Here is a 16,059-nt window from a genome sequence, read left to right on the forward strand (position 1 = left end):
AGTCGCAGTATTCAGTAATATAAAGTAATTAATATACAACTTAAAAAATAATAATCGAATTCGGGTAGATTGAAAGCTTAGATAATATAAAAATTTAAACCAACTGAAAACTGCGACTGTAAACTAAATATGAGCGGCATCTATATCCACATACCATTCTGTAAACAAGCCTGTCATTATTGTGATTTTCATTTTTCAACTTCACTAAAGAAAAAGGAAGAACTCATTAATGCATTATCCAAGGAATTAGAACTCCGTAAAGATGAATTCAGTAATTCTACAGTTGAAACTATCTATTTTGGAGGCGGAACGCCTTCATTATTGAACAATGAAGAATTACAATTTTTAATTGATTCCGTATATAATAATTATAAAGTTTCCAAAAATCCAGAAATTACGCTTGAAGCTAATCCAGATGATTTGTCTAAAGATCGAATAATGGAACTCTCCAAAAGTCCAATAAATAGACTATCAATAGGCATTCAATCCTTTTTCGAATCCGATTTAAAACTCATGAATCGCGCGCACAACGTAGAAGAAGCGAAAGCGTGTTTGGAAGAAGCAACCAAATATTTCGATAATATTTCTCTCGATTTAATTTATGGGATTCCAGGAGCGTCAAACGAACAATGGCTAAAAAATATTGAAATCGCTCTAAGTTTTAATGTGCCTCATATTTCAAGCTATGCATTAACGGTTGAACCAAAAACAGCTTTAGCCTCCTTCATAAAAAAAGGACTTATTGAAAATGTTGATGATGAACAAGCCCACGAACAGTTTCATATTTTGAAAGACAAACTGGAAGCTTCGGGATTTGTGCATTATGAACTTTCCAATTTTGGAAAAGACGGTTATTTCAGTAAAAATAATTCGGCTTATTGGCAAGGAAAATCCTATTTGGGGATTGGACCTTCGGCACATTCCTTTAATGGCAAACAACGTAGTTGGAACGTGAAAAACAATTCAAAATACATAAAAGCTATACAAGGAAATGAACTACCAATAGAGATCGAAACCTTAACCCAAACTGATAGGTATAACGAATATATAATGACGGGTTTGCGAACCATCTGGGGCGTCTCGTTGGTAAAAGTAGAAAACGACTTTGGCGTAACTTTTAAGAATTACTTAAATGCCCAGTCGGAAGTTTTTATAAATCAACATTTATTGTATATTGAAGATGCGCATTTACGCGTCACTAAAAAAGGACAATTTTTATGTGATGGTATTGCGTCTGAACTTTTTAAAATCAATCTAAAGTGATAGCAACCATACAATACAATTCCAGAAAACTAAAAATAGATTTATCCCAACCATTGGATATTTCCATACCTCTAACAGGGAAGGCAACCAATATAAACGCTTGGTATATTGGTCCACCCAAAATTGAACCAGAAATAATAGATGGAGAAACCGTAAGTGTCGCAAATGGCGCTGTTGTCAATTTCAACACCATTACATTCAATCCACATTCGCATGTTACACATACCGAAACCGTGGGTCATATTACAGAAGAGGTATATTCGATAAATAAGCTTTTAAAAGAATTTTTCTTTTTGGCCCAAGTGGTTACGGTTGCACCAGAAAAATTGGGCGAGGATTACGTGATCTCAAAAAAACAGTTAAAATTTGCATTGGGTAACAAAAAACGCGATGCCATAGTGATTAGAACCATGCCCAATATGCGCGATAAATTTTCGAGACAATACTCCAATACCAATCCCACTTATCTACAAGAAGATGCTGCTGAATATTTGAAAACTAAAGGTATCAAACATTTACTTATTGATTTGCCAAGTGTAGATAAAGAGAGTGATGGCGGTGAACTTTTAGCGCATAATGCGTTTTGGAATACAAAAGGCAAATTACGTTTCGATGCTACAATATCTGAATTTATATACGTGTCTAATAAAATTGAAGACGGCATGTATATGCTCAACCTTCAAATTGCCCCTTTTGAGAATGATGCAAGCCCAAGTAAACCTATTTTATACAAAATTTTAGACTAAGGTCATGAAAACAATATTAAAGCTTGAAGAATTGTTGATGTTTGCCTTAGGAGCATATATGTTTAGCTTGTTGGGTAGCAATTGGTGGTGGTTTTTCGGGTTATTATTGTTGCCAGATATTGGAGCTTTGGGCTATTTGGTAAATCCTAAAATTGGGGCGATTTCTTATAATGTTTTTCATCATAAGGGCATTGCGATTGTACTATATTTGACAGGTATTTATTTTTTAAATGAACCTTTAAAACTCATGGGTATTATTTTATTTTCCCATGCGTCAATTGATAGAGTTTTTGGTTATGGATTTAAACATTTTGATAGTTTTAAAAACACGCATCTAGGAAAAATAGGAAATTAGAATGGAAACCTTTTTTATAATTATCATCAGTATTTTGGTTACTTTAGGTGTGGTAACCATCTATAAACAATGGAAAACCAAAAAAGTGACCAAAGAGCAATCTATTCTCATATTAGAGAAAATAAAACGCGTTTGCAAATTGGTATCGGTTGAAGGCGATTTTGCGGAAATATACCATTATGAAGATGTTAAAGCAAAGTTCTTAAAACTAATTTCTAGCCGAAAAAAAGCATTGGTAGTGATTAACGCAAAAGCACATGTGGGCTTTGATTTGGGTAAAGTAAAAATGTCATCAAATGCGAAAACCAAAACAGTTTTTTTAACACATTTTCCACAGCCAGAAGTGATTTCGGTTGAAAGTGATATTAATTATTACGATAAACGCGATGGTATGTTCAATAGGTTTGAGGCAGCCGATTTAACGGATTTACACGCTAAAGCCAAAGCACATATTTTGGATAAAATTCCGGAAAGCGGTTTGTATAATATTGCAAAGCAAGAAGCATTGGAAGCTATTCATTTAATTGAAAACTTAGTGGAAACTATTGGTTGGACTCTAGATTATTCAGCTTTAAAAATTGAAGGAGAGGACGATAAGAAATTGTTGAAGTGATGTTAGTTAAATAGTTATTTGTTATTGCGAGGACGATAAGACGTGGCAAACTTTAATTCGAGAATTTGAAAACATGTATTTAGAAGAAATTAAACAAGATTCCTGCTTTCGCAGGAAGTAATATGAACATAGAAGACTACAGAAACTATTGCCTCAACAAAAAAGCCGTTACCGAACACTTTCCGTTCGATAAGGATACACTGGTGTTTAAAGTCTGCAATAAAATGTTTGCCTTGGCCTCTTTAAAACGCTGGGAAAATCGGGAAGCATTTATCAACTTAAAATGCGATCCCGAATATGCACAAGAACTAAGAGCCGAATACGATAGTATTAAACCAGGTTACCATATGCATAAACAACAATGGAATAGTGTATATGTGCATACAGGAGAACTTTCGCCAAAACTTATTACAAATCTGATTGACCATTCTTATGATATGGTTGTAAAAGGTTTGCCTAAAAACCTGAGGGATACGCTCGTTTAGTTTTGTAGTTATTATAACATTTTAATAATTTCCATTCGTCGACACTTATTTACACTACGTCTACACTTAATAACCACCAACCGAAATATAAAATATGGTCAAAACAATTCCTCTAACTTGCTATATTACTCATAAATTAAGTTAGATATGAATTCCCTCAATATTTTATTAATTGAAGATGATATGATTGAAGTCATGAAGCTCAATAGAGCAAAAAGTTCACTTCAACTCAATCATACTATTACAGAAGCTAATAACGGCGAAGAAGCCCTTAAACGCTTGGAGCAAAAGGATAAACTTCCAGATATTATATTATTGGATTTAAACATGCCAAAAATAAATGGTATTGAATTTTTAAAAATTCTAAAGGCAGATGATAGGCTCAAGTATATACCAACTATTATTTTAACAACTTCCAATAATCAGCGTGATTTGTTAGAGTGTTATAAAGTAGGGGTTGCAGGCTATGTTTTGAAACCTTTAAAATATGAAGATTATGTTTCTAAAATCGAAAAATTATTAGCATATTGGAGTATCAATGAATTAATAACTGTATAATGAAGGGAATAATATTTACTGAATTCTTAGAGCTAGTCGAAGAAAAATTTGGTCTAGCGATGGTTGATAAAATTATAACACAATCCGAGTTAGACTCTGGAGGTGCTTATACGGCTGTTGGGACTTATGAATTTTCTGAAATGTTGCAACTCATATCGCACCTAAGCGAAAATACAGATATTGCTGTTGATGATTTATTGATGGTTTATTCAGAGCACTTATTTGCTGCATTAATAAAAACCCACCCAAATTTAGTCGATCATTATAAAGATCCAATGGATTTACTAGCGTCGATAGAGAATCATATTCATGTAGAAGTCCAAAAAATATACCCTGAAGCACAATTGCCATCCTTTGAGTTGGAGGAACGAACAGATAGCAAAATGATCATGGTTTACAAGTCTGATAAAGCACTGTATATGCTAGGTAAAGGCTTAATGCTAGAAACCTTTAAACTCTTTAAAGTACCTGTAAATATTGAGTTCGAAAAATTGAACGAACAGGGTACAGAGGTCAGATTCACTATTATTAAGGGATAATGAGTAAAGAAGAAGTAGATTTACTTAAGCGCGCATTAGCTCGTGAAAAAGCATCTCGAAAAGCAGCAGAGGCGATTCTTGAAAGTAAATCTGCTGAACTCTACGAAACAACACAACAATTAAAAAAATTAGTTAAGGAAAAGACATCTGAACTAAAAGGTGTTTTTGAGAATATTGTTGACGCCTATGTAGTAATGGATTTATGGGGAAACGTTCTTAAAATGAATGATGCCGCAATTCAACTCTTAGGTTATGATAATAGAAAATCAGATTTTAATCTTTTACAACTCGCAGATGTTAGTGAGGCGGAAAATGTTATGAATGGATTTGAAAATTTGGTTAGTGAAGGTTCATTAACCAATTTTCAGGTAAAAATAAATACGAAGCATAATGGTCAAAAATTAGTACATATCAACGCCAGTATTATTCTCGATGACAATAATAAACCAATAGCAGCCCAAGGCATTGTTAGAGACATTACCTTAGAAGATAAATACCGAAGGGCAGCTGAGGCTGAGAAACAAAAATACAGTAGTATTATTGCCAATATGAACCTAGGCTTAGTTGAAGTAAATACGGATGATGAAATACAGATGATAAACCAAAGTTTCTCAGAAATGAGTGGTTATACGGAGTCTGAAATAATCGGTAAAAAAGGTGGTGATATTTTTCCAATTGATGGTGGTTCAAATATTATTAAAATAGAAAATAGTAAGCGCAAAACTGGTGAATCTAATTCTTATGAATTAAAAGTAAAGACAAAACAAGGAAATATAAGACACTGGTTAATTAGTGGTGCTCCTAATTACGATTTAAGCGGAAATGTTATTGGATCTATTGGTATTCATCTGGATATAACAGATTTAAAAAGATTACAATTACAGAAAGAAAACTTATTGTCTGAATTAGAGAAAAGCAATGACGAACTACAGGAATATGCGCATATTGTTTCACACGATTTAAAGTCACCACTACGTAGTATTGACGCACTGATATGTTGGATAAAAGAGGATAATAAGGGGAAACTTGATGAGGTAAGTCTTCAGAACTTTGACCATATCGCAACTACTCTTGAAAAAATGGAACAGTTGATTTCTGATGTGCTAGAATATTCTAGTATAGGATCAGATGATGCTAAAAAAGTTGAAGTTGATACGGACATTTTAATCAATGAACTAATTGGTATGCTTTACGTACCAGACCATATTAGAATTAATATAAAAAATAAATTACCTGTTTTAAGAGGCGATAAGACAAAGCTGCACCAGCTATTTCAGAACTTAATAAGTAATGCCATTAAATTCATAGATAAACCAGCAGGAGAGATAATAATTAATGTAAAATCTCGTGGAGACTATTATGAGTTTTCAATTAGTGATAACGGTATCGGAATTGAAAAGCAGTTTCACGATAAAATTTTCAAAATATTCCATTCACTTAATAAAACTAAGGAATCCACAGGTATAGGCTTATCGATAGTTAAAAAGATTGTTGATTTACATCAAGGTAAAATTTGGTTAGAAAGTCAACCTCAGGTAGGCACCACCTTCTTTTTTACACTTAAAAAATAATAATGAAAACAGTACAATTAGTAAAATATAAAAACCAAGATTGGTCTTATATTGGTGGAAACCAAAAATTGAAGGAACCTTTAGTTTTAGTGTTTGGAAATCGATATGTCCTCGAAGACGATTCAATCTATCAAGAAATTAGAGGGTTATTTCCAGATGGACATATTGTATTTGGTTCGGCTTGCGCTGAAATTTCTTCGAATACGGTGAATGAAGAAAGTATGACTATTACAGCCATGGAGTTTGAAAAAAGTCATTTTCTAATTAAAACCAGTAATGTTTTAAGTGCAGATTTAGATAGTTTCAAAACAGGTAATGATTTGATAAATCAGTTTCCTGAGGACGATTTGAAATATGTTTTTGTCGTTTCGGAAGGAAGCTTTATCAATGGCAGTCAGTTGACCAAAGGTATGACGTCGTCCAAAAGTGATAATTTACTTATAACTGGTGGTCTATGTGGAGATGATGAAAGATTTGAAAAAACATTGGCATCGTATAACGAAAATCCTAAAGAAGGTGAAATAGTTGCGATAGGGTTTTATGGTGATTCCTTAGAAATTACATTTTCAATTTATGGTGGCTGGACGCCTTTTGGACCAGAGCGAATAGTCACGAAATCCAAAGATAATACACTTTACGAATTAGATGGTCAACCGGCTTTAGATCTATACAAAACGTATTTAGGTGATAAAGCTAAAGATTTACCAGGTGCTGCATTATTATATCCTCTCAACGTAACATCTGCTAACGAAAAGCAATCAATAGTAAGATCTATTTTAAGTATTGATGAAGAGGAGAACGCTGTAATTTTAGCAGGAAATATTCCCGAAAATTCTAAGGTACAGCTCATGATGACTAATGTAGATAATATTGCCAACGCCTCAGAGCGTGCAGCAAGACAAGCCTTAGAATTCAGAAAAAATAAACCAGAGATAGCACTTTTAGTAAGTTGTATAGGAAGAAAATTAGTGCTTGATCAACGTGTTGAGGAAGAGCTAGATGAAGTTATTGAAGTTTTAGGAAGCGATATCGCTATTTCGGGTTTTTACTCTTATGGAGAAATTGCACCTTTTCATGGAGAAATAGCTTGTCAATTGCACAACCAAACAATGACGATAACGTTAATTAGTGAATGATGAATTCTTTACTGAAAAGACAAATACGTAAATATTTAAGTAAAGAATTAGAAAGTAATAAGGACTTAGAAAATTTTCTTTCGGCTGTAGATAGATCCTATAATAATTTTGATGAGCAGTCGGCAATGATTCAACGTGCGATGTCCATCAGTTCGGAAGAATTATTTAATGCCAACAGAAAGTTACAGGACGAAGCAAAAGAGCAAAAAGAACTAATCGATAAGTTAAAGGATGTTATTAACACGCTAAAATTTTATAACCTTAAAGATGATGAAAAAGCCGATGCTGTTGAATTATCAGGTTCTGATTTGGTAGATTATATTGATAATCAAACCAAAGCTATTGTTGAAATGAACAAGCAAAAAGAATCTCTTTTAAACGAATTAGCGCACCAAAACCAAGAGCTTAGTGATTATGCCCACATGGTTTCTCACGATTTAAAATCTCCATTGCGAAGTATAGATACGTTGACCACTTGGTTAAAAGAAGACTATAAAGACGCTTTTGACACTAATGGAGAAAAAACATTGGATCTTATTAGAAATAATGTTGAAAAAATGGATACGTTGATAAATGGTATTTTGGAGTATTCGACAATCGGTAAAAATCACATAGAGATTTACGACGTAGACCTAAATAATTTGTTGGATAATATTTTATCTATAATTCAAATTCCAGAACACATTACGGTTACTAAAAAGAAGCTTCCTATTGTAAAAGGTGATAAATACAGATTGCAGCAATTGTTTCAGAATCTTCTAGGGAATGCTATAGCTTACAATGATAAATCGGATGGTAAAGTTGAAATTGGAGTCGAAGATAAAATGGACGCTTGGGAATTCTACGTCAAAGACAATGGAAAGGGTATAGAAGAGGTCTATTTTGATAAAATATTTAACACCTTTGAAAAGCTAGAAAATGATGGGAATTCAACAGGTATAGGTTTATCTATCGTTAAAAAAATTATTGATTTGTACGGAGGAAAGATTTGGTTGACTTCAAAAATTAATGAAGGGACTACATTTTACTTTATTATAAAAAAAGAACCGAATGGAACAGCCTAATTTATCATATATACATAGTATGTCTGGAGGCGACAAAGCCTTTGAGCAAAAGTTAATAGGTATAATTAAATCTGAATTTCCAGAGGAAAAGAAGGTGTATTTTGATAATATTGAAGCAAAGAACTTCAAACTTACGGCAGAGAATGTTCATAAACTTAAACATAAAATTAGTATTTTAGGCCTTGAGAAAAGTTATGGTGTTGCTGTCAATTATGAAAATAATCTCATTGATGGTCAAACGGAAGGTAGAACAGATTTTGAATCTATTCTGCAAATCATGACTGATTTTTTAAAGACCTTATAAGCTTATTTTATGAATTGTATTATTATCGATGACGAAGCTACGGCTAGAGCTATTATTGGACAGCTTTGTACCAATGTTCCTAGTTTAAATTTGTTAGAGGAGTTTCCTAATGCAATGCAAGCCATAAAATATTTGAATTCTAATGCCATTGATTTAATCTTTTTGGATATCCATATGCCGGATTTTACCGGTTTCGATTTTATAGATACTATTAAAAATCCACCTAAAATTATTCTAACAACATCAGATCCAAATTTTGCGATTCAAGCTTTTGGTTACGATTGTATTGTTGATTATTTAGTGAAACCAATAACTCCAGAGCGATTTCAAAAAGCGATTGATAAAGCGGAAGCAATTAAGCCCGCAGCACCAGTTGAAAAGGCAGCATCGTCAAGTCAAGTGGAAACGAGTTCTGGTAATGATCTGTATGTGAATATTGATAGACGTCTTATTAAAATAGATATCCCAAGTATTTATTTAGTGGAAGCAAAAGGTGACTATATCCAAGTAAAAACTGAAGATAAAAACTACACAGTCCATTCGACACTAAAGAAAATTGAAGAAAAATTGCCAGATAGTTTGTTCTTAAAAATCCATCGCTCTTATATAATCAATGTCGATAAAATTATTGATATTGAAGACAATAGTGTATTGATTAAAAAAGATGTGATTCCTGTAAGTCGTTCTAACCGACCAGAATTAATGAAACGTTTGAACTTGCTTTAAAAGACCTGTACAAACTACATTTTAATTGTTCTAATATTCAAAATATTTCTATCATTCAGAGCATTAGCGTAAATTCTCAACAAATTAATCAGTTTCAATAATTTAAAGATTATTTGGTCATACTTCCCTCTGAATGACAAACTGCATTCTATTTTCTGAATAACAGATCAGTCTTTATGGTTTATGACATGTAATTGAGAGCTATAACGAAATCTTAATTCTTAAAAACCATTCATCGATAGTTAATAGTAAACTAACGCTGATACCTTCGCTTCAAACGAAAACTTCAGAATAAGATCTTGATCCTCGGTATTTTTGTTTCAGAATCACATAATAATTACGATGATGAATACAATTTACACTATTAAAAATCAATTAATTTTAGTCTTAGCACTAGTATTAAGTTTCAGCACACTAGGACAAGAGGCTATTCCTTTTAATTGTGATTATAATGCTTATTTATTTCAGTATAATGATGTCTATGCCATTGACTTAGCCTCTGGAAATTCTTATCAAGTAGCGCAAGATGTAACACCTGGAGATATTAATGCCACAGCCTATAATCCTGCAGACGGATTTATTTGGGGTTCACTAAAATCTCCAGCTAAGACAATAGTTAGAATTGGTAAAGATTTTAGCACAACAACTTTTTATATAGATGAATTACCGACCAACAATCGTTATGTTGGTGATGTAAGTTCAGATGGTATCTATTACTTAAAAGGAAGCGGAACAACATATTATAAAATAGACTTAGATCCAGCGTCTACTAACTATAAGCAACACCAATCTACAGAAACTTTATCTCAAAATATAAGTATTCATGATTGGGCTTTTAACGCTGTGGATGGTCAGATTTATGCTGTGGCGAAAAGTTCAAATATCTTATATAGGATAAATCCTGAAAATGGGCAAGTTGCCGCTTTAGGAGAGGTACCAATTTTATCTGGTTTGAGTTATACTTATGGAGCTGTTTATTTTGACAACGAAGGTCGTTTTTATATCTCTGCAAATGAAACAGGAACCATATACGCTATCCAAGCAGTTCAAACCGTAGAAACAGTAGCAGATATTGAATCTAACCTTTTTGCTTTTGGGCCTTCGAGCGCAAGTAATGACGGAGCGCGTTGCCCAACAGCACCAGTTTTACAAGAAATTTGTGATAATGGTATTGATGATGATGGTGATGGATTAATAGATTGTGAAGACCCATCATGTTCAGGTTTTGGAATGTGTGATGTTATAGCACCGCCAACATCCAGCTCTAATGCTGGTGGATTAGAAAGTAACAATAGATTATCTGAGCAAATCAATGCACGTAATTTTAAAAGAGCAAAAACAGGTTACAAATTTGATGCGGCAAGAGCACCACGAGCAATAAAGGGAATGCGCTACGCAAGTAGAAATTCAAATTCAAATTTCACCTTGCAGGATTTTGTGCCACTTGAATCCATTAATGAAGATGAGGCTGTAGAAGCATCACCCTCAGATTTAATAGGCATAACAAATGCTACTGAAATCTATGCTTTAGATTATTTAAAGAACGGAACTTCGGTTGCTTCAGTGTTAGCTTTAAAAACAGAAAACGGTGTATATGAGCATACGAAGTATATCTGTGATCGTTTATTGGGAGCGGAGTTAATTTCAGTATCTACCATAGATATTAATGGGCAGCAGTTTATAAAATCGATTATTAGAAACGAAGATGGTACGTATGAGTTTGTATTAAGCCTTTCAGCTAAAGTGATTAATAATGATACTAATTTTGCTATAGAAAGCCATTGGAATTTAGATCAATACGAAGAAAATGTCACATTTTATAATTTCCAGATTTGGTCTAATACCATAGATGATTTGTACACCTTAGGACAAGAAGTACTAAATCTATTAACTATAGAAAAGCCTATAACGAGTTATAATAACTCTACACCACCAACTGTCTTTGTGAGAAAAGGAGGCTATACCAATGGAGGGTTAGATCTCCAGATTATAAATACAAATGGAACAGAGAGTGTTACCTTAAACGCTGGTTACAGAACAACAGAAACGGAAGCTTTTGGCAACCTTAATTCTACCATTAATCTAAACGGAAATTACATCACCAATGTGAGAGTAGATACAGGAAACCTTTTTGATATAGGCTTTAGAATTGGTGATGGCGTGGCAACACCAGACGATCTATTTATGTCCGATGGTCCTTGGGGAATTGACGCTTCACAAGAAGGGACAGATGTTAGTCTGTATAATGTTACTACAAATACCACTGAGTATGAAACTTCGGACTTTCCAATAGAGCGAAATGTAGTATTAGAAGCAATTACTGACAGCTATGTAGCGACCTATAGAGCATTAACACCAAGATTTAAAGCTGTAGATGTTACAGATTACAACAGTTTTAAATTTGATGCCAGTGGTACAGGTCAGTTAGAAATTACATTTGTAAAGGAAAGTATTACTAATTGGGAAGCACAGTATAAAACAACGGTTAGCTTAATCGGTACATCGCAGGAATTCACAGTAGAGTTTGGAGATTTACAAAACAATACCACTGAGATGGCAGAATTAAATGATGTAGTTACTATAGTCTTTACAATGGTGGCTGAAAATGGAACCTTGACATCAAAATCATTACACTTAAATCAATTACGTTTCTCACAAAGCAGTGCGTTGTCCGTAAGTGATATTGAAACAGAAGTAGCAACATTATCTGTCTATCCTAACCCAATGACAACAAAAGCTACTCTGAATTTTACAATGCAGAAAAGTGAATCCGTACAATTTGTAATGTATAATCAGTTAGGTAAGCAAATACAATCTAAAACTTATAATGCTGTACAAGGTAGAAACAGCATCACTATAAATAGAGGCAACTTAAGCTCTGGCTTATACTTCTGTAAAATCGTTAATAATCAGAATAATTTTTATCCCTTAAAATTGATTGTTAATTAATGACCCTTGGTTAATTCCTTATGTAATAGGCAAAAGCGAAAGCTTTTGCCTATTGTTTTTTTGTAGTATACACATAAAATATTCGAAATGTCATTCAGAGGGAAGCATGATCGAAGAATCTACCTAACACCATAGCCTTTAATCTATCAAACACTCTTCCTTGTGCTCTGAACGAGAGTAAGTTTACCTTTGATTTTAAGGTGATTTGGGTTTTAATTGTATATTTATGAAGAGATTACTTATGATGCAAATTTCTTAGTAGATATAGTTAATACTACGTATATACAGTTTTTATGAATGATGTACCCGTAAGCGCAATAATAATTATTGTCTTGATTTGCACTATAGCAGCGATTACTATTGGGTATAAAATACAAAAGACAACTTTAATAATTTCTTATTTAAATACGGTTACTGTGATAGGCATATTTTGTTTTTTTGCCTTTACTAGTCCAAGTATAAAACAATATAATTTTGAATTTAGAGAATTATTAGTAATATGTATGGAAACTTGTATTTAATAGTCGCTTTCTGCTCTATAATTGGTTTTCATAATAAGATCTATGTAAAAGTCCTAAATTTTATTGGATTTGGAATTCATTTATTGACTACAATAGGAATGTTATATTATATGCTATCATTCAAATTTGAGAAACTTTTTTAATGATACATCGCCTAATTAAGAAAGTTTCAGAAGTTAATTTATTGATTATACTATTTGTATTTATTTATTTTACTGGATATGCACAATCGGACAATGACGTGATAAACAGTTCTATAATAATACCTTTAAAAATTGGAAAAAATCCTAATACGCTATTTGAGAAACTAGTTATAGAACCTGCCAATCTATTTATTCAATCCAATACATTAAATAACAACTCACCACATATTCAACTAGAATTAAATTTATATGAAAATAACACTAAATACTCTACTTTTCTTTGGTGCTATGATGTGTCTAATGAAAGTGAAAAAGTAAACTATCCAAAAGCATATCAAAACTATTCTTTTACATTAGAAATTAGTAAAAAGGAAGTTGCGTTAGTTGTGGAAAAATTAGACTTTGGAAAAACAATGTTTATTGATTTTGGGCAAACAGCTGTTATTGGTAACCTTGAAATTCAGTTCGCAGACTACATTGGAGAACGGTCAGAGGATATAAATGGAAATCAGACAGATGCCTTTAATTATTATACTATTTTATTGTCAGTAGGAGGTGAACAGAAAACGGTGTCATTTATGTCACTAAATAAGCATAAAGATAAGAAACTAATTATAGAATGGAAAAATTATAAAATTTCGATTTTAGAAGATTCGGAAAAAGCATTAAAGCTAATCGTGGGCAAAAACAATTCTTAAATACTATAGGAAATACCGTGCACAATTAATTTTTTGGCGTCCGTTGTTGTTTACTAAATTAGTTGCTGTAACACGCTATTTACTACACAAACACATTACTCAAAAGAAGGTAAAAGAACATCAGCAAACTTCGATAGGAATTGCAAGACTACAACAACTAATGATTTAATTAGGAGCTTTAAGTGTTATTTATTACCAAGGATTATAAATGCTGAATCTCTTGAAAAGGCTAAAGGCTGATTAATTTATTGTTATTATTCAGGATTATTACTACCTCTCAAAAACCACTTTCTATAAAAACAGCCACTTAAACCGTAACCCAATTTCAGTAAACGTAAAACCAGCAGCAGTAGCTGAAGCAATATTACTATGCGTACCATACAAATTTAATAAACTACGCTCTGAGAATTTATAGCCTAACGCGCCTTGGAAACGGTAGGTACTTTGTTTTTCATCGTCTTCAATAAATTGATAACCATAAGCAGCCGTTAAATTATAAAACCATGATTTAGGTTTGGCACTGTCTTCATTTTTAATGACATTCATAAATACTTCATACACATTGAACTTTTCAGGACTAAAGTAAATAGTAGGCACTTGTTCCTTAAACGTAATGTATTGGTAATTAACACCCACTTTTAGAGCTGGTTTTGGTAATAAGTTATAGTAAAGAGAGGTGAATAATAGGTTTCTTTTATTACCATCGTTTTGAGAGGTGTGCATCAATTGTGTAAACCAACCCAAGTTAAAATTAGTCCCTAAATTATAATTAGCGTAATAATTGTTTTGTACTAATTCTCTATCTAAGAGATCAGCATTAAAACTTTCAATCTGTCTTTTGTAACCAATATCTAAGGTTTGTAATTTAAAAGATTTAATGTTAAAAGAAAGATCGGTTAGCAGTTGCGTATAATCTTCAGATTCTGCTTTCGCGGACGTCATACCTGCAGTGCCTTTAAAGGTAATGCTTGGTATTAATTTATAAGATAAACCTAAAGAAAGATTGTTAGAGGTAGCACTATTGTTAGTGATGGTATTATTGGTGGTTCGGTAATTGTAGTTTCCTAAAATGGCTAACTTAGTAGACAATGGAAACACAACATTACTATTAAATGAAAAGGCTTTATTGTCGCCATTATCAAACGTATGTGATGCGCTAGATTCCAAATATGGGGCAAAGCTATTGTTTAATTGGTTAATAAAGTTAGTGGCATCTTTTTGGTTATCGTAAAACTTTAACGTGTTTTCTGCTGAAGTATAAGCCTCGTCTGTATAGCCTAAGGCTTTAAGAACATTGGCTTTTCCGAGGTTACCATCAAAAGACGTGCTGTCGTTTTCTAATATCTGGTTGTAATCGGTTAAACTCTTTTTGAAATTACTTTTGTAAATGTTTAAAGTTGCTCGTAATGCTAAGACCCAGTTTTTATTTGGATTTTCAGTGATTAAAGTATCAATTAAGTTGGTAGCTGCCTTAAATTTTTTATTCCAGATTAATGCTTGTGCATAACGTTCTGTGGTTTGTTTCGTAATGTTTTGGTCTGTGTTCTCGTTAAGACTGTTATAAGCTTGAGTACTTAGACCTAAAGCTTTCTTTTCTTTACCATTAAGATGTTCTACTAAAGCCAAACCGTTTTGGGCAATAATTTTATGTTCTGGTTGTTCTGCTAACCTATTATATATTGATTTGGCACTGTCTAGTTTGTTCCAAATTAAATAGAGATTGGCTAAATTGAGTAATGTGTCTTTATCGTCTCCGAAGATTTCGAGATTTTTGGTTAAAAGTATTTCAGCTTTATCGTAGTTCTGCGCTTGTTGGTTTTGATAGGCATAACCTAAGTAAATATATTTTTTAGAAATCATGGCATTTGGGTTTCCTGGTGACACCTCTAAAGCGTTATTGACCATAGTTAAGGCATCTTCGTATGCTTTTAAATTTGATAGCGTGTTCGCATAACCCAAAAGAGCGGCAAAACTTTTTGGATCCTCAGCAACTAAAGCTTTATAATAGACTCTAGCAGCTTTAAAGTTGTTGTTCCATAATAAGGACTCTCCGTAATTTAGTTTGACTTCAAAATCATTTGGGTAATCTTTCAATAAGTCCGTGAATAAATCATTCGCTTCTTGTGCTTTTCCATTAAGTCCTATAGCACGTCCATAACAAAGTCTTGCGGTTTTATTATCTGGATAGTCTTTTAGAATTGTACTAAAGAAGGATTCTGCTTGTGCATACTTTCCGGTTTCTAAGTAGGTAAATCCTTTTTTCATGTCTTGAGCCGTTGCGCTAAATACAAATAAAAAAGCAGTACTATAAATAAGTGATTTTAAGGTCTTCATTTTTGTTTCATTTTACTTACTGCAAGTTACGGTGCGTTGTCCCTCCATTCATCT

The 16,059-nt window shown here is 32.9% G+C and carries 15 protein-coding genes; 14 read left to right on the forward strand and 1 reads right to left on the reverse strand.

Annotation, left to right across the window (positions count from 1 at the left end; all coding sequences use genetic code 11):
- Positions 1 to 129: 129 nt before the first annotated feature.
- The 14 genes from hemW (at position 130) to HM990_RS01520 (ending at position 13,671) form a co-directional block, all read left to right on the forward strand.
- Positions 130 to 1,263 carry a radical SAM family heme chaperone HemW gene (hemW, locus tag HM990_RS01455; protein ID WP_178987231.1) on the forward strand — a complete coding sequence of 378 codons (1,134 nt, stop codon included), beginning with the start codon at positions 130 to 132 and terminating at the stop codon, positions 1,261 to 1,263.
- Complete coding sequence (locus tag HM990_RS01460; RefSeq protein ID WP_178987232.1) at positions 1,260 to 2,009, forward strand: cyclase family protein; 750 nt, start codon at positions 1,260 to 1,262, stop codon at positions 2,007 to 2,009. The genes hemW and HM990_RS01460 overlap by 4 nt, the downstream gene beginning before the upstream one ends.
- A 4-nt stretch (positions 2,010 to 2,013) precedes the next feature.
- Positions 2,014 to 2,364, forward strand: a complete 351-nt coding sequence (locus HM990_RS01465; RefSeq protein ID WP_178987233.1) for a DUF4260 domain-containing protein — start codon at positions 2,014 to 2,016, stop codon at positions 2,362 to 2,364.
- 1 nt (position 2,365) lies between these two features.
- Positions 2,366 to 2,977 carry a DUF4230 domain-containing protein gene (locus HM990_RS01470; protein WP_178987234.1) on the forward strand — a complete coding sequence of 204 codons (612 nt, stop codon included), beginning with the start codon at positions 2,366 to 2,368 and terminating at the stop codon, positions 2,975 to 2,977.
- A 122-nt stretch (positions 2,978 to 3,099) separates the two neighbouring features.
- Positions 3,100 to 3,462, forward strand: a complete 363-nt coding sequence (locus tag HM990_RS01475; RefSeq protein ID WP_178987235.1) for an MmcQ/YjbR family DNA-binding protein — start codon at positions 3,100 to 3,102, stop codon at positions 3,460 to 3,462.
- 147 nt (positions 3,463 to 3,609) lie between these two features.
- Positions 3,610 to 4,020, forward strand: coding sequence for a response regulator (locus tag HM990_RS01480; RefSeq protein WP_178987236.1), 411 nt, complete (start codon positions 3,610 to 3,612; stop codon positions 4,018 to 4,020).
- On the forward strand, positions 4,020 to 4,559 hold the full coding sequence (locus tag HM990_RS01485) for a heme NO-binding domain-containing protein (RefSeq protein WP_178987237.1): 540 nt from the start codon (positions 4,020 to 4,022) through the stop codon (positions 4,557 to 4,559). The genes HM990_RS01480 and HM990_RS01485 overlap by 1 nt, the downstream gene beginning before the upstream one ends.
- The gene (locus tag HM990_RS01490; RefSeq protein WP_178987238.1) at positions 4,559 to 6,130 is read left to right on the forward strand and encodes a PAS domain-containing sensor histidine kinase; all 1,572 of its coding nucleotides are present in this window, start codon (positions 4,559 to 4,561) and stop codon (positions 6,128 to 6,130) included. The genes HM990_RS01485 and HM990_RS01490 overlap by 1 nt, the downstream gene beginning before the upstream one ends.
- Before the next feature lie 2 nt (positions 6,131 to 6,132).
- Positions 6,133 to 7,266, forward strand: coding sequence for an FIST signal transduction protein (locus HM990_RS01495; RefSeq protein WP_178987239.1), 1,134 nt, complete (start codon positions 6,133 to 6,135; stop codon positions 7,264 to 7,266).
- Positions 7,263 to 8,330: a sensor histidine kinase gene (locus tag HM990_RS01500; RefSeq protein WP_317166919.1), complete on the forward strand. Its 1,068-nt coding sequence runs from the start codon at positions 7,263 to 7,265 to the stop codon at positions 8,328 to 8,330. The genes HM990_RS01495 and HM990_RS01500 overlap by 4 nt, the downstream gene beginning before the upstream one ends.
- Positions 8,317 to 8,634, forward strand: coding sequence for an Hpt domain-containing protein (locus HM990_RS01505; protein ID WP_178987240.1), 318 nt, complete (start codon positions 8,317 to 8,319; stop codon positions 8,632 to 8,634). The genes HM990_RS01500 and HM990_RS01505 overlap by 14 nt, the downstream gene beginning before the upstream one ends.
- A 9-nt stretch (positions 8,635 to 8,643) precedes the next feature.
- Entirely contained in the window at positions 8,644 to 9,360 is a 717-nt protein-coding gene (locus HM990_RS01510) for a LytR/AlgR family response regulator transcription factor (RefSeq protein WP_178987241.1), read from the forward strand.
- A 342-nt stretch (positions 9,361 to 9,702) separates the two neighbouring features.
- Complete coding sequence (locus HM990_RS01515; RefSeq protein WP_178987242.1) at positions 9,703 to 12,309, forward strand: T9SS type A sorting domain-containing protein; 2,607 nt, start codon at positions 9,703 to 9,705, stop codon at positions 12,307 to 12,309.
- A 663-nt stretch (positions 12,310 to 12,972) separates the two neighbouring features.
- Positions 12,973 to 13,671 (forward strand): hypothetical protein, encoded by a 699-nt coding sequence (locus HM990_RS01520; RefSeq protein ID WP_178987243.1) that lies wholly within the window; start codon positions 12,973 to 12,975, stop codon positions 13,669 to 13,671.
- 291 nt (positions 13,672 to 13,962) lie between these two features.
- Here HM990_RS01520 and HM990_RS01525 read toward each other — a convergent pair whose 3' ends face one another.
- Positions 13,963 to 16,005 carry a tetratricopeptide repeat protein gene (locus tag HM990_RS01525; protein WP_178987244.1) on the reverse strand — a complete coding sequence of 681 codons (2,043 nt, stop codon included), beginning with the start codon at positions 16,003 to 16,005 and terminating at the stop codon, positions 13,963 to 13,965.
- Positions 16,006 to 16,059 lie beyond the last annotated feature (54 nt).

It is taken from the genome of Winogradskyella schleiferi, from assembly GCF_013394655.1.
GTDB lineage: Bacteria > Bacteroidota > Bacteroidia > Flavobacteriales > Flavobacteriaceae > Winogradskyella > Winogradskyella schleiferi.

Bases quoted from the DNA above. Each gene is read 5' to 3' on its own strand.
- hemW (WP_178987231.1), top strand. From the start codon at position 130: ATGAGCGGCATCTATATCCACATACCATTCTGTAAACAAGCCTGTCAT.
- HM990_RS01465 (WP_178987233.1), top strand. From the start codon at position 2,014: ATGAAAACAATATTAAAGCTTGAAGAATTGTTGATGTTTGCCTTAGGA.
- HM990_RS01470 (WP_178987234.1), top strand. From the start codon at position 2,366: ATGGAAACCTTTTTTATAATTATCATCAGTATTTTGGTTACTTTAGGT.
- HM990_RS01475 (WP_178987235.1), top strand. From the start codon at position 3,100: ATGAACATAGAAGACTACAGAAACTATTGCCTCAACAAAAAAGCCGTT.
- HM990_RS01480 (WP_178987236.1), top strand. From the start codon at position 3,610: ATGAATTCCCTCAATATTTTATTAATTGAAGATGATATGATTGAAGTC.
- HM990_RS01485 (WP_178987237.1), top strand. From the start codon at position 4,020: ATGAAGGGAATAATATTTACTGAATTCTTAGAGCTAGTCGAAGAAAAA.
- HM990_RS01490 (WP_178987238.1), top strand. From the start codon at position 4,559: ATGAGTAAAGAAGAAGTAGATTTACTTAAGCGCGCATTAGCTCGTGAA.
- HM990_RS01495 (WP_178987239.1), top strand. From the start codon at position 6,133: ATGAAAACAGTACAATTAGTAAAATATAAAAACCAAGATTGGTCTTAT.
- HM990_RS01500 (WP_317166919.1), top strand. From the start codon at position 7,263: ATGATGAATTCTTTACTGAAAAGACAAATACGTAAATATTTAAGTAAA.
- HM990_RS01505 (WP_178987240.1), top strand. From the start codon at position 8,317: ATGGAACAGCCTAATTTATCATATATACATAGTATGTCTGGAGGCGAC.
- HM990_RS01510 (WP_178987241.1), top strand. From the start codon at position 8,644: ATGAATTGTATTATTATCGATGACGAAGCTACGGCTAGAGCTATTATT.
- HM990_RS01515 (WP_178987242.1), top strand. From the start codon at position 9,703: ATGATGAATACAATTTACACTATTAAAAATCAATTAATTTTAGTCTTA.
- HM990_RS01520 (WP_178987243.1), top strand. From the start codon at position 12,973: ATGATACATCGCCTAATTAAGAAAGTTTCAGAAGTTAATTTATTGATT.
- HM990_RS01525 (WP_178987244.1), bottom strand. From the start codon at position 16,005: ATGAAGACCTTAAAATCACTTATTTATAGTACTGCTTTTTTATTTGTA.